We start from the raw sequence: 14518 nt of genomic DNA on the forward strand, positions 1-14518 counted from the left end.
AGTCAGATATGCGTATTATCCGGCTTACAGAATCATAACCTCGGAAGGGTTAATAACGAAAAGACAGGGTATTTTATCCTGTCTTTTCTTTTGCAGCTACTTTGCCTTCTAATCTAAATCGAACAGGTAACAGGATAACTTTATTTTGAATAATAAGGCCCTTTTTGTCATTCCGGAAGAAACCTGTGCGTTCAGTGCTAGTAAATCATAAGCTTCTGCGGGAATTATAAGGTTGGCAGTTTAAAACGAATGTGGTTTTATTCCTTGCCAGCAATAAAACTACAAGCTCAGAAATAAAAAAGGGAAGCACCATTTATGCCTCCCTTTTTAAAACACCCAAAACAAACTGAATACTAATCTTCGCTTATATTATAAACTTCACTGAATTTTCCACTCTTTTCCAGGCCCGGGTGAAACCGCTTTTTATATTTCTCGAACGTAGCTTGCGGTTGCTTTTTGCCATTAATATAGAGGCCATCGTTGCTGATCCGGTAATTAAACTTCTTGTCTTTTTCTCCTATCAGTTTGTCTTTCCGGAGTTCGGTTTTAATCTGCTCCAGTTTCTGGCTTCGTTCTTTAGCGGCTTTGGCTCTGGTTTCAGCCGCCTTGGCTCTTGCTTCGGATGCTTTGGCTCTTGCTTCGGCCGCTTTTTCCCGTTCTTTCGCGCTTCGTTCTAAAGCCCTGCTGCGGTCCCGGGCGGCAATTTCGCGGTCTTTGGCAGCATGGTTTCTGATTTCCACAGTTCTTTCGCGGGCATCTCTGCGGAGGTTTTCCAATTCTTCGTTGTCCGGAACTGATACGTAAACCTGCTTGCGGATATTTTTAGCCAGGTCTTTGCCGTAAACCGACATCTCCCGGCTGAATTTCTCCATTTCCCGGCCGTATTCTTCCATTTCTTTCTCGTATTCCTTCCATTCGTCGCCGCTGTTTTCAGAATACGCTTTCATTTCAACTTCATATTCCTTTATTTCCTGTTCATACTCCTTCATTTCAGCCTCGTATTCCTTCAGTTCCTGTTCGTATTCCTTTTTATCTTCGGCGGAAGCATTGGGTAACGGGGCTACTGGGGCCATAGGTGCCATAGGCGCCAGCGGGGCTAACGGCACGGGAGGAGCAGGCGGTGCAAGCGGGGCGTGCGGAGCAGGCGGCGAAGGTACATAATTGCGGTGCCGGGAATTGAACTGCGGCCTGGTATGAATTTCCGGGGTGCCATACACGTAAACGCGGGGCTGCGGGGCAGAATAAACCTGCACGTCCGGCATATTCTTGAGCGCTTTGCGGGCTTCCTTCACTTCCTCTTTCGAGGCATATTCTTTTTTCTTCCGTTTATCTTTTCCACCCAGCATCTGGCGCTCATCAATTATTTTCTGAAACGAGGCCATGTCTTTTTTGCGTACTTTTTTGCCGTTCACGTACAGTTTCGCAATGTTGCCTTTCCGGTCCTTCACAATAATAATGTCTTCGCCGTCGCCCTCCGGGGCCACCGAAACCGAAAGACTGTAGCCCTGGGCTTCCAGGTCGCTGGCAAATTCGGGGGCAGTGCGCCTGGCCGGTTCTGCCGAAACTTCCTGCACACCTTTATTTATAGGAGTGGCTTTTGCTTCCAGGTCTGCGGCTGGTTTTTGCGCCGGAATGCTGCCTACGTAATATGGAAACTCTTCGAAGGATGGGTTCAGTTGCGCCATGGCACTTAAGGAAATAGCGCTGATGCTCACCATTAAAATGCAGGCAGCAATAAAGCCTTCGGAAAAACTGGCACTGCGGCGCGGCTGGTGCAGCAGGCGTTTGATGCGACCGAGCAAGGTGCCGCGCTTGCCGTTAAAAGCCATGGCCATAGCCGGACCGGCGGCAAAATTCATTTCTTCCAGTTCGGCCAAAGCCCCCGCAAATGCAATGGAATCGCCGCACAGATTCAGGGCAATATCGTCGCAGCAGTTTTCGCGTTCGGCCCGCACGCTGGCACTGATCCACCACATGGCCGGATGATAGAAAAAGATGGTTTCCACTACCGACTGCACCAGGTTGAAAACGTAATCGTGGCGGTAAATATGGGCCAGTTCGTGCGCTAAAATGGCTTCCACCTGCTTTTCGGTTAACCCGTTTACCGCGCCTATCGGCACCAGAATTACGGGTTTCAGGTAACCAATGGCCACCGGTACTTTTACCTGCAACGATTCCAGCAAGGCCACCGGTTTGGGGAAGTTGAGTTTTCCCTGCAATTCGCTTAGTTTATTCTGCCAGCGCAAGCCCAGCGGTTTTGCCTGGTAATGTTTTAAACGCTGCACGTAAGCCAGGCCACCCAGCATTTTCAGCGCCATTATAAGCAAACCCATAAACCAGATGGTAACGATCAGCGGCAAATGTTTTTCGAAATACGTGGCAAAAAAATCGGCAAACGGCAGGCTTTCGTACCAGGCTTCTGAAGCGATAGCAGCGGTTGAAACGGCAGGGTTTGGGGATGAAAAAGTGCTTAGCGGGGCGGTTTCGGTAATTTTTACGGGCTCGCGGTAAAGGCTGAAGAACGTAAAAATGGCCAGCGCCAGCGTGGTAAAAAGCGCCGTAACCGAAATAAAATACCGCACCTGTGCCGAATGCCGGTTCAGGAAAACCAGCACCACCGAAAGCGCCAGCGCTACGAGTGCCCCTTGCCAGAGCGAATGCAGCAGCGTCCAGCCCAAAGCCTGGGTAAGCTCCTGCGAAAGAAAAGTGTCTGCGTATTTCATTTTTCTTCTTTTTTAAGGTTATCCAATAAATTCCGTATTTCATTTAAGTCCTGCTGCGAGGTTTTTTTATTGCCCAGCGCCTGCATTACCAGTTTTAAAGCCGAACCCCGGAAAGCGGTGTCTAAAAACCGGTCGAGGAGTTGTTTCTGGGTAGCGGTTTCGGTAATGGCGGCGCTGTAAATGTGCGAACGGCCACTTTCATCGCGGTTTACCATACCCTTTTCGTGCATGATCTGCATCAGCTTTAAGGTAGTAGTATAACCGGTTTCCTTGCTTTTTGATAGTTCGTCGTTCACGAAACGCACCGTATTGGGCCCGTGTTGCCAGAGTACCTGCAAAATTTCGAGCTCCGACTCGGTAGGTTTGATATGGGTTGTTTTCTCAGCCATCAGAAAGGTATGTTTAAAGCGTACGAATGTTTTCGTATGCAATTGTACGAAGCTTTTCGTAAAAGGTCAAATGTTTATACGAAAAATTTCGTAAATAAAATCCGGGCTGGTTTAGCCGCAACGGTTCGCAAGTAAATTCCGGAGGGAAGAATCTGAGTAGAAAGGTTGTTTTAGCGCTGCCGAGAATTTTTAAGGGCAAAAGCATAGCGTTTTCGAACGCATTATTTTGCGGGAACGGGGATCTGCGTTTGCGGTTTCCGGCGGAAATATATTTTCATCCGCGGATCATCATGGAATAGAAAGTAACCGGAAAGACCGAATGGTACCGGAGCAGGATTTTCAGTTCCTACAATAACCACGTCGTATTGGCGGCCGGGCTTTGGTGTATTTTCATCGAAAACGTAATCGCCTTCCCCGGAGTAAAGGAATTCGTAGATCACGTTCATGCCATAGGCATTACAATTCGAGAAAACGGTGCGGTAGCCATAGGGATGGATGTTCCGGAGTGCGTTTTCTACTATTTTGCTTTGGGAATGATCCGTACCCGCGTCGCGCTGCTGTTTTGCTAGCTGATAGCCTGCAAAGAGCGCCATGAAAGCCACGGTAAATACCGGTGCGGTTTTTTGGTATTTTGCGGAAAGAAAACTTACAGTTACCTGAAACAATATGCCCAGCATCAGAAAATCAGCAAAAACCAGAAACAACCAGATCCTTTCCGGCGGCATCACGCCATGGAGGACCAGAAACAGAAATGGCAGCAGCGAACCGCAAACCACCCAGCCGAGAATGACCGGCTCGATTGCCGCCTTCTCATAAACTGCGGTCAGCCGGCGCCGGAAAAGGAGCAGGAAAAGGAATACACCTATGCCCAAGAGCCAGACATATTTGCCCAGCGTTTCCTGCCCGAGCATGGCGCCGTGCATATAGCTTATGTAAAACGGCAGTTTCGCAAGAACCGTTTGCCGGTCGCCTGCCTGCACGTAATCGTTGCCGTAAAGCTGGCTGCCGCCACTCACGAGCATGGCTGGCAGGTATAGGAGCGCGGTAACACTGCCGATAAAAAGGCAGGCAATTATTAAATGCTGAAACCCGCAAAAATTCCTGACGAAAAGAAAATACGTAGCTCCAAAAAGAACCAGCGACGCAAACGGATACAGAAAAACCGGAATGGTTAGGAAACCGGCAACGCTGGCCAGCATAAAAATAAACCAGTAAACCGGTGCTCTTTGCTGCACAATTTTGAGCATAGCCAGCGAAGCGATTGCAGTGCAGAAAAGTAAAAGCGTATACCCGCGGCCATGCACGGCATAATAGAGTGCATAATTGGAAAATGCGCAGCCCACTGCCGCAATAAAAGCCACCGGAAATTTAAAAACCGAACGCAGCCCTAAATACACCACCGGAAACAAGGCTAAACTGATCAGCAAAGCGGGCAATTTTAAAACCCAATACGCTTTCCCGATAATAAGATCAAAGGGCAGGCATAAAACTGAATACAAAATGTGGTTATTCGGCAGCGGGTAATACGTAAGGCTTCCTTTCAGGCCTTTGGAAACAAAAAGCAAATACGTAGCGGCTTCGTCGGTAATTACCGGGTGCAGGCGGAGCAGGTAAATTCGGGTTGCTACCAATAAAACGCCAGTAACCAGCAATACTTTTTTTTCCCAGGTGGGCAGTAAAGTCCATTGCTGCCGGAGTTTTTTAAGCGGAAACCCTAGCGTTTTTAAATGCAGGCCAAAGGCTTCAGCAAGATTCAGTACGGCCGGCGGCCGGAAAAAGTAAAATAAAAACCAACTGCCCAGCGTGAGAAAGGCCAACGAACTTATAACGATCTGGTAGGTACGGAAAGAAAAACCAAATGGGTAAGGGTTGCCGGTAAATCTTATTTCATAGCGGAAGACTTCGAAAAGCTGCTCAAACGTGAGAAATGCATTTGCCGCAAAGAAAACCAGTAGCAAGCCGGCTACCGCTGATAGTATTCCAAAACCATAACGTAAGAGCTGTCGGTATTCAGGCTGCATGGGTAACAAAACTACAGAAATTTATGCAGGCGCCGTAATGTAAGAAGCAGTTAAAACGCTATGCTTTTTGGTTGAAAAAGTGCCACTCCACATTGCTGTATAATTTCCTGATTTGTTCTGAAATTTAGTGCTCAGATAAATTACTTCGGACGTTTCAGAAAATAGACCTGCACAAAATTATCCTCATGGATCAGGCGGAAACGCGCAAGATCCAGGTTCGTTTTTACCGGATTGGTACGGCTTAAGATCAGCACGTTGTAGTTTTTTCCGGGCTCTGTCTGAAACTCATCCATTACCGGCGGGCGCTTTGCGTGGGCTAAAAAATCGTAACGGATAAAGAAACTGTAGTAGCCATCGGAAGTGTAAATAACCGGGTCGGGTTGCTGCCGGATAGCCGTAAGAATTTCGTAGAATGGAGCGCTGCTGGTGTGCGGCACCTGGTGGTTGCGCCAGTGTTTAACGGTTTCGTAGGTTCCGTAAAAGGCCATAAAAAGCACCACCATTACAGCAGTTAGTTTCTTGCGCTTCCGCAGGGAAAAGTAAAACAGAATTTGCAGCAAAACGGCAACGGCCAGAAAATCGGAGAAGGCTTTGTAGGTCCAGGTGCGTTCCGGCGGTAAAACACCCTGCACAAAGATCAGCATCCAGGGTACCAGCGCGCCGCATAAAATCCAAATGAGGTAAACCGGTTGCAGGCCGGTATATTGCCAGAAACCTGTCGCTTTCCTGCGGAAGATCAATAACAGAAACAGGCTTAAAATCGCCAGCAGCCACAAATACGCGCTCTTGCTTTCCTGCCCCAGAACCGAGCCCTGGGTAAACGGAAAGAAAAAGCTGAGTTTGCTGAACATAACCGCGTAGGGTTGCCGCACCACATAAACATTGCTGAACAGCAGTTCCGGGCTGCTTACCAGAATTACCGGCAGGTAAAGCAAAAGGGTAGTAATTCCGGCAAAAAAAGCAACGATCATGAACTGCCGTAAGGCCCGGTAATTTTTCGAATAAATAAAAGCCAGAAAGGCGAACACCGAAATGCCGGCAAACGGATACAGGAAAACCGGAACGGTGTAAAAGCCAGTTACGGTGCAAACCAGGAAAGCCAGCCAGTAATCATTTTGCCGGCCTTCGTATAATTTCAGGATGGCAATAAAAGCAAAAGCGGTACATAAGAGCAGCAGGGAATACCCCCGGCCATGCACGGCATAATACAGCAAGTGGTACGAAAAACTAAGCCCCGTTACGGCAAAAAAAGTAATGCCGAATTTAAAAACCGACCGCACCGCCAGATACAAAACCGGAAACCCCAGGGTGCTGATAAGGAGCGTCGGTAATTTATAGGCCCAGTACGGATCCTGAAAAACCGAAAGCAAAGGCAGGCACAGCAGGGAATAAAAAATGTGATTGTTCGGGATGGCATAATAGGTAATTACGCCGGGCCAGCCGCGGTACAGAAATAAAAAATAAGCCGAAGCTTCGTCTATTTCATATTCGTAGAGGTGAAGCAGGTACAGGCGCACGGCGGTAAGCGTTAAAATGGTAACGAGCAGCAGCTTTTTTTCAAAAGCGGGTAATTGCTGCCATTGCTTCCGCAGTTTTTGCCCGAAAAAAGCTACCGTTTCTGAAGGAAGGAAAGCTGAAAAAAAAGAGGCGTGCGAAGTGGATCGTAAGCGGTAAAGCAAAAAAATGCAGCCCGCAAACAAAACTGCCACGCCGGCTTTGGTCATGGTATAAACCGTTTCCGAAATTCCGAACGTATGTTTTATTTCTACCAGGCCTTCGGCCAGCCAGGGTTTGTCGGAATTGAAAGCGGCAAAAACCGGCTGCAGTTCCTGGTAGCTCCAGCTTAAAAAGAATAGCAGCAGAAACCCGGCCGCCACTGCCAGCATTCCCAAACCATAGCGTAAAACCTGTCTGTAATCGTTCTGCATCAAAAGCAAAACTACTCAAATTCCTTTACCCAAATTGCTTCGGTTCACAGTTTGCCAAAACGCCAGGCTTTCAGGTGGAAAAAGTAAAAGCACCCGGCAAGTAAAGCCAGGTGCTTTAAACCAATGCGGCCTTAAATTAAAAACGCTATGGTTTCGGGTGTGAAAAGTGTGAAAGCAAAAATCGTTTATTTCAGGGCAAAAATTTATTCCCACTTCAGGCTTTTTACCGGGTTGGTATAGGCCGCTTTTATGGCCTGGTAACTTACGGTAAGCACGGCAATGAGCAAACCCAGAAAACCAGCCAGCACGAAAACCCAGACCGGGATCGGTACGCGGTACGCAAAATTCCGGAGCCAGTGGTGCATGCCAAAATAAGCCACCGGAAAGGCGATTAAAGCCGCCAGCATCACCAGTTTTACAAAATCTTTGGTAAGCAGGTACACAATGCTCCGCACCGAAGCGCCCATCACTTTTCGGATACCGATCTCTTTGGTGCGCTGCTGCGCGGTAAAAGAAGCCAGCGCAAACAACCCTAAACACGCGATCATAATAGCCAGAATAGAAAAATAACCCACCAGTTTGCCCAGGTTTTCCTGCGTCCGATATTGCTGGTTCAGGCGCTGGTCGAGGAAGAAATATTCCAGCGGGAATTGCGGCGAGAATTTGCCCCAAACCTGTTCCACGTGCGCCATGGTTTGTTCGTGATTTTCCGGGGAAATGCGCAGCGCTAAATACTTTTTCCAGAAGAAAGAATGTCTGCGGTGCGGCAGATCCAGCACGAACGGCCCGATATTATTGGCTACCGAAACGAAATTGAAATCCTTTACCACCCCGATCACTTTTTCCGAGCCGCCCGGCGTATCGAAGCGTTTGCCGATTGCGTTTTCCGGCGTGCCCCAGCCCAGGTGTTTTACCATGGCTTCGTTTATAAGCAAACCTAAAGAGTCGTCGCGCTGGTGGGTTTTGCTGAAATCGCGGCCGGCTACGAGTTGCAGGCCCAAGGTCTTTACGAAATCTTCGTTAATAATCAGCGCCGGGAAATAGATCCATTTGCCGCGTTCCATGCCTTCGTAATTAAATTCGTGGGTGTTGTGGTTTTCGCCCAGAATTTCGTTCATGGTGGTTACGCTCGTAATGTTCTTGTTGCGCAGCAGTTCGTCGGTCAGGGCCTGGGTTTTAGGCGCCAGTGGCGGCCGGAGCGGCAAAATCAATACCTGTTCTTTCTTAAAGCCCAGGTCTACGGAACGCATGTATTGCAGCTGCCGGTTTATTACGAACGTGCCCACGATCAAACCAAGCGAAATGGCGAACTGCAAAACTACCAGGCTCTTGCGCAAAACCGCACTTCCCGAACCCGCTTTGGCAGCGCTGCCTTTCAATACTTTTACCGGCTCAAAGGCCGACAGGAAAAATGCCGGATACAAGCCCGAAACCAAACCCGTAAGCAACCCGATCAGCAATAAGCCAACGAGTAAGGCCGGGTTGGTGAATATATTCGCGTCGAGCGCTTTACCCGAAACTTCGCTGAAAACCGGCAACAGAATTTCGACCAAAGCCAGCGCCAGCATTACAGCCAGGAAACTAAGCAAAACCGCTTCGGCTAAAAACTGCCCGATCAGCTGCGAACGGTACGCGCCGGAAACTTTCCGGATGCCCACTTCTTTGGCCCGGCCGGCGGCGCGCGCGGTAGCCAGGTTCATAAAATTGATGCAGGCAATAACCAGGATAAAAATACCGATCACCCCGAAAATAAAAATATTGTTGATGTCGCCGTTGGGTTGCATTTCGTAATCCAGGTCGGAGTGGAGGTGAATGCTTTTGAGCGGCTGCAAATAATGCGTGATCTGCGGCTGCACAAATTCCGGGTAGTATTTTTTAATAAAGTTCGGGAATTGGGCTTCCAGCTCTTCCGGGCTCACGCCGTCTTTAAGCAAAATATACGTCCAGGCAGGGTTCCAGACCCAGTTCTTATCCAGGTTCGGGCTCATTACATACGCGGTCCGGAAAGAAATTAAGCCTTCGAACGGGATATGCGTGGGGTGTTCAATTTCCGCAAGAACGCCGGTTACTTTCAGGTTGAACTGGCCTTCAAATTTCAGCACTTTACCCAGCGGGTCTTCGTCGCCGAAATATTTTTCCGCCAGTTTTTGCGTGAGCACAATGCTGTTTGGTTCTGCTAAAGCCTTCTCCGGGTTTCCCTTTGCCAGCGGAAAATCAAAAACCTTAAAAAGCGTGGAATCGGCAAAGAACAGGTGCTTTTCGTTGATCTTTTTCTCTTCTAATTCTAAGGTTAAGGTAGGTTGCTGAAAATTAAAAAAGCGGACCGTCTCCTCAATTAAATGCGGGTAATCAGTTTTAAGGGCCTGGGCTACCGGCGGCGGATTGCTGCTCGATTCTTCGCCCTGGCCTTCTTCCGAATCGAGTTTGCCCACCATGCGGTAAATGCGGTCGGCTTTGCTATGGAATTTATCGTAGCGCACTTCATCCTGAATGAACATGAAAATAAGCAGGAAACACGCAATGCCCGTAGCCAGCCCCAGAATGGTAATGGCCGAATAGAACTTGTGGCGCAGCAGATTGCGGTAAGCAGTCTTGAAATAATTCTTCAGCATAGCAGCAAAAAACGGTAGGTGAAAAGGGCAAAAAACCGAAGCAGAAAGCAAACGCTTCGCCCGGGTTTTATACTGCTTACACGAAATATGCCACGCTGAAAACGCTATGTTTTTGGGCTGAAAAAGTGGTTTCTTGGTTGAATTGGAAGAAGTTAGTGTCCGTTTTCAAACAGTAGTTTATCCGGTTTTGGACGGTACCCTAGCCCAATTCTCCCCTAAATCAGGATAGGGAGCTAAGCCGTCAGCTAAAGCAGACGGCAATGAAGTCTGAACACGATTCTCAGGATTTTTGGGATGGACAGGATTTTTGTCTGAATTAGGATTTTCAGAATTAAAAAATTGGCAGAATTGACCTTGTCTAAATAGCTAAATCAGCTACTTTTATCAGATAACGTAGTTAACCACCCCCAGCCCCTCCTTGGTAAGGAGGGGAGCTGCTGCACCGCTTCCATTGAGTTTTGGAGCTTAAAAGCATAGCGTTTCAGGTTCCTTGGTTTGAGGATTAATTTCTGAAATTAAAGTTGGCAACCAACAGCTCCCCTCCTTTTCAAGGAAGGGAGCTGTTGGTTGTTTCACGCATTCCGCCAGCGCAGCGTATCCTGAAGATCAAGGTCTGAAGGAAGCTAGAATAAAAAGAAGCAAGCCACAAAGGAGCATGATACCAGTTTCTGTGAGAGCGGCCTCCAAGCTTACCGGTGGCTTTAGCCAGCCCGGTAGGGCAGGTAAGGTTGCAGCCGCGAACGCAGAAACGAAGCCACCCGGCTTGAGGGAGAAAGCTAACTATGAAAGTTGTGAGTTAATAGTTATGAGTTAAAAGTTGAAAGCCCACTATGAAAACGCTATCCTTTCCGGCTTAAAAAGTAAAGATTACTTCCAACCAGATGAAATCCCTCCTGTCGTCGGGATGACGGAGGAAAAACGATATCATTTCAGGCTTAAAAACTACAGCAACGTTCCTCTTAAAAAGAAAAACGCGAACGAAAAATAAATAACCAGACCAGTTACGTCTACCAATGTAGCTACAAATGGCGCGGATGAAGTGGCCGGATCGAGCTTTAATTTTTTAAGCAGGATAGGCAACATAGAACCCGCCAGCGAGCCCCATAAAACCACGCCCACCAAAGAAAAACCAACCGTATAAGCAATTCCCAGCCAATGCGGACCGTACGAATCCATAAACTTCGCCCAGATAAGAATGCGCAGGAAACCGATTACCCCCAGAATGACCCCCAGCATTAAGCCTAAGATCAGTTCACGCCGCATCACCCGCCACCAATCCGACAGGTAAACTTCGCCAATGGCCATGGCACGAATAATTAGCGTGGTGGCCTGCGAACCGGTATTGCCGCCACTGGAAATAATTAAGGGGATAAATAAAGTGAGCACTACGGCTTTGGCAATTTCATCTTCAAAGAAACCCATGGCCGAAGCCGTAAGCATTTCGCCTAAAAGCAGGATCACGAGCCAACCGGCCCGTTTTTTTACCATTTCTAAAAGCGGAATGGTGAGGTAAGGTTCTTCAAGCGCCTCGGAACCACCCAGTTTCTGAATATCTTCGGTGTCTTCTTCTTCGCGCACCGACAGCATATCATCGATGGTTACGATGCCGAAAAGCAAACCTTCTTCGTCTAAAACCGGCAGGGCGTTGCGGTCGTTTTTGCGGAATATTTCCACGGCTTCTTCCTGGTCCTGCATGGCGTGCAGGGCCACAAATTTATGGTCTATCAGGTCGCGGACCACCGTGCCTTTTGGTGCCAAGATCACTTCGCGCAGCCGGATGTCGTCGGTTAAAATGCCTTTTTCATCTACCACGTACAGCACCGAAATGGTTTCAGAATCGCGGCCGAATGCGCGGATATGATCGATCACTTCCTCCACCGTCATGTCTTCCTTAATGGCCACGTATTCGGGCGTTACCAGGCGGCCCACGCTCGACTCGGGGTAGCCTAAAAGCTCCAGGGTAACTTTGCGCTCGGTTTCCGAAAGAATGGCGATCAGTTCTTTTACCACGCGGTTAGGCAGGTATTCGAGCAAAGCCGTGCGGTCATCGGGCGACATTTCGTTCAGGATGGCGGCAATTTTATCGTTGTTCAGGGTATTGATAAAATATTCCTGGGTTTCGAAATCGAGGTACTCGAAGGTGCGGGCGGCCAGTTTGGTGGGCAGCAGCCGGAAAATAATAAGTTGTTCTTTTTCTTCCTGTTCCTGAATGATCTCTACCAGTTCGGCTGGTTCCAGTTCTTTCAGCACATCTTTCAGCGTATAGAATTCGCCTTCCTCGATCAGGTAATTTATTTCGGCCAGCTTTGCGTGCTCCATTTTGCGGCTACATCTTCGGGTAAAAAATATTGGTGCCGCAAAAGTATTAAGTTCTGGGCACTTCTGGTTACGGGCGCCCAAAATAGTGCAGCCGCCAAGGATTTTTTCTGCCGGAACGGTAGCGTTTGCGCCCGGAAAAGTGCCTTGCCTTAGAAATTACTAAGATTAGCGGAATATTTATATTTAATGTTGCCTGCAGCCTGCTGCCACGCGTAGTTTATAAAAATGTGACTATGGCATCTATGTTAAGAAAGGGAGAAGGCTATGCGGATACGGAGACTAACATCGGCTTATTTGATTTTCATTCATAAAGAACAATATTATGCGCTCGGATATTATCGCAGGAAACACTTTTCCGGATTACGAACTGCCCGACCACACTGGCGTTAGGCGCAAGCTTTCTTTTCTGCAGGGCCGCGACCCGATGATCATCATGATCGGGAGAGGGGTGTGGTGCCCGAAAGACCGCATGCAGCTGCTGGACCTGGTGCCTTTTTCGAAACAATGTGCCGTGGGGTTTACGCGCCTGGTAACCATTACCACCGATAATTTAATGCTGAGCAACGACCTGCGCCTGGGCGTGGGGGCCGACTGGCCGTTCCTGCACGACGAACGCCGCGTTATCATGAAGGATCTGGAGATCCAGGAATTTACCGACGAATATAACAATCCTATGATCCCGCATACGTTCGTGCTGGAGCCCGGCCTTAAAATTTACAAGATCTACAACGGGTATTGGTTCTGGGGGCGTCCGTCTACTGCCGAGCTGCACCAGGACCTGCGCGCCATTACCCAGAAGATCAGGCCGGATTATAAAATAGACACTGCAGAAATGCGCGCCAAATGGGATGCCAAAGAGCGGTCTGATTTTTACCCTTACGGCCAGAGCTGGAAACAGGTATTTGCCCGGATGGCCGGCGAAGTAGACCAATTCGATAAGTAAAAACGGTAGGGTTTCGGGCGGAAAAAGTCTGAAGGGAAATAATATAAAAGAAGCTACAGCTTTGCAGTTTCGGCTTTTGCCTTTCTTTTACTTTTGGAGCTTAAAACCCTGGCGTTTTTGGTGCAGCACTTCGGCCCAGAGCAGGTCTTCGGGCGTGGTAATTTTTATGTTTTCGTAGCTGCCTTCGGTTAAATTAATGTTGATGCCCAGTTTTTCCACCACGCTGGCATCGTCGGTAAAGGTGTTTTCTTCGGGCAGTTCGTAGGCTTTTTTAAGCAATGCAAATTCAAAACACTGCGGCGTCTGGATCAGCCGGAAATGGCTGCGGTCTACGGCCTGGTTGGTTTCCCCTTGCACTTCCCGGATGGAATCTTTCAGCGCCACGCTTACCACCGCATTACCTTTTTCGCCCGCTACCTGAAACGCATCGGCAATAATTTTCTCGGAAACGAAGGGACGCACGCCATCATGCACCGCCACCACGCCTGTTTGCAAAACCGCCGCCAACCCATTTTTTACCGACTGAAAACGAGTATTGCCGCCGGCCACTACCTGGTGTTTTATTTCAAAAGCATGCTGCGCGCAAAGTGCCTCCCAAAGCGCTATCTGATTCTGGGGCAAAACTATTACCAGTTCTATTTCGGGATTGTAATTATAAAACCGGCGGATGGTGTGCATGAGAATAGGTTGGCCGGTCACGGTTAAAAATTGCTTGGGCAGGTTACTTTGCATGCGCGAGCCGGAGCCGCCCGCCACAATAATCGCCGATTCGGGGTTTGCAGTCATGCGCGTAAAGATACGGGAAAATGAAAATGCCGGCGGCGGGTCAGGTTTTTTTATGCCCGAAAATAGCGGCTTTCTTATTTCGTTTGTTATATTTGAAAAACCGGTAGCGGTTGGGCATTCGTTGGTAAACAGCATGCCCAAAATAGCGCCTACCTGGTAAATTATAAACCCTAAATCCGATAATCTTATGAAGCGGTACCTGATCATTTCGTTATTTGCCTTCGCTTTATTTTCCTGTGAAAAAGAAGAAGAAAAGCCAGTTGAAGAAGAGCCTCCGGTTATAGAGTTAAAATCTTCTATTAACTGCGGCGATTCCTGGTCGGTGGGTTGCCTGGATGCGAATTGGGACGTTTCAAAGACATCGGCTGCCAGCCTTACGGTTTTGCCAAGTGGCTACAACGGCAAGAATAGCCTGCTTTTGTATAATCCGCACGATTCTACTGCCGTAAATCCGCAACCGTTAAGACTCAATACCTATATTAAGAATATTAAAAAAGATACCCCTTATAAGATCAGTTTCTACGCTAAAATAAAGGGTTATCCGGATATGAAAAGCAATCCTTCGCTGGCGGCCTATGTGTTTTTGAAAGACGATTGGTACAGCGAAATGTATTACGGGAGCAAGGGCGGCAAATACTTAGATGAAGACTGGAGTAAACATAGTTTTACCATTATCGGCAAAGAGGCGCCTACCGTAAATTTTGAGCTTTACTCACTTTATGACAGTACCTGGATCTCGGATCTGAAAATTGAAGCTATGTAAAAGTTATGTCCAAAACTTGGTACTGAAACACGAC

General features: G+C 48.2%; 9 protein-coding genes. 2 read left to right on the forward strand and 7 right to left on the reverse strand.

Annotated elements, in window-relative coordinates; all coding sequences use genetic code 11:
* Positions 1-353 precede the first annotated feature (353 nt).
* The 6 genes from I5M27_RS09225 to mgtE all read right to left on the reverse strand — a co-directional run bounded on the left by I5M27_RS09225 (position 354) and on the right by mgtE (position 11992).
* Entirely contained in the window at positions 354-2723 is a 2370-nt protein-coding gene (locus I5M27_RS09225) for a M56 family metallopeptidase (protein ID WP_200505924.1), read from the reverse strand.
* A complete protein-coding gene (locus I5M27_RS09230) occupies positions 2720-3112 on the reverse strand; it encodes a BlaI/MecI/CopY family transcriptional regulator (protein ID WP_200505925.1) in 393 nt (130 codons plus the stop codon). Before I5M27_RS09230 ends, I5M27_RS09225 begins: the two co-directional genes overlap by 4 nt.
* A gap of 221 nt (positions 3113-3333) precedes the next feature.
* Positions 3334-5133, reverse strand: coding sequence for a glycosyltransferase family 39 protein (locus tag I5M27_RS09235; protein WP_200505926.1), 1800 nt, complete (start codon positions 5131-5133; stop codon positions 3334-3336).
* Between the two features lie 140 nt (positions 5134-5273).
* Positions 5274-7061 (reverse strand): glycosyltransferase family protein, encoded by a 1788-nt coding sequence (locus tag I5M27_RS09240; protein ID WP_200505927.1) that lies wholly within the window; start codon positions 7059-7061, stop codon positions 5274-5276.
* A 203-nt stretch (positions 7062-7264) separates the two neighbouring features.
* Positions 7265-9673, reverse strand: coding sequence for an ABC transporter permease (locus tag I5M27_RS09245; protein WP_200505928.1), 2409 nt, complete (start codon positions 9671-9673; stop codon positions 7265-7267).
* Between the two features lie 942 nt (positions 9674-10615).
* Positions 10616-11992, reverse strand: coding sequence for a magnesium transporter (mgtE, locus tag I5M27_RS09250; protein ID WP_200505929.1), 1377 nt, complete (start codon positions 11990-11992; stop codon positions 10616-10618).
* A gap of 322 nt (positions 11993-12314) precedes the next feature.
* On the opposite strand from mgtE, the gene I5M27_RS09255 reads away from it, so the two are divergent.
* Entirely contained in the window at positions 12315-12935 is a 621-nt protein-coding gene (locus tag I5M27_RS09255; protein WP_200505930.1) for a redoxin domain-containing protein, read from the forward strand.
* A gap of 87 nt (positions 12936-13022) precedes the next feature.
* On the opposite strand, the gene I5M27_RS09260 is transcribed toward I5M27_RS09255, so the two are convergent.
* The gene (locus I5M27_RS09260; RefSeq protein WP_317193577.1) at positions 13023-13928 is read right to left on the reverse strand and encodes a 2-C-methyl-D-erythritol 4-phosphate cytidylyltransferase; all 906 of its coding nucleotides are present in this window, start codon (positions 13926-13928) and stop codon (positions 13023-13025) included.
* Between I5M27_RS09260 and I5M27_RS09265 the strand changes: the two genes are divergently transcribed.
* Positions 13909-14484 carry a carbohydrate binding domain-containing protein gene (locus I5M27_RS09265; RefSeq protein WP_200505931.1) on the forward strand — a complete coding sequence of 192 codons (576 nt, stop codon included), beginning with the start codon at positions 13909-13911 and terminating at the stop codon, positions 14482-14484. The two genes, I5M27_RS09260 and I5M27_RS09265, sit on opposite strands and share 20 nt — an antisense overlap.
* The last annotated feature ends 34 nt before the right edge of the window (positions 14485-14518 follow it).

Origin of the sequence: Adhaeribacter terrigena, assembly GCF_016623615.1 — a bacterium.
Classification (GTDB): domain Bacteria; phylum Bacteroidota; class Bacteroidia; order Cytophagales; family Hymenobacteraceae; genus Adhaeribacter_A; species Adhaeribacter_A terrigena.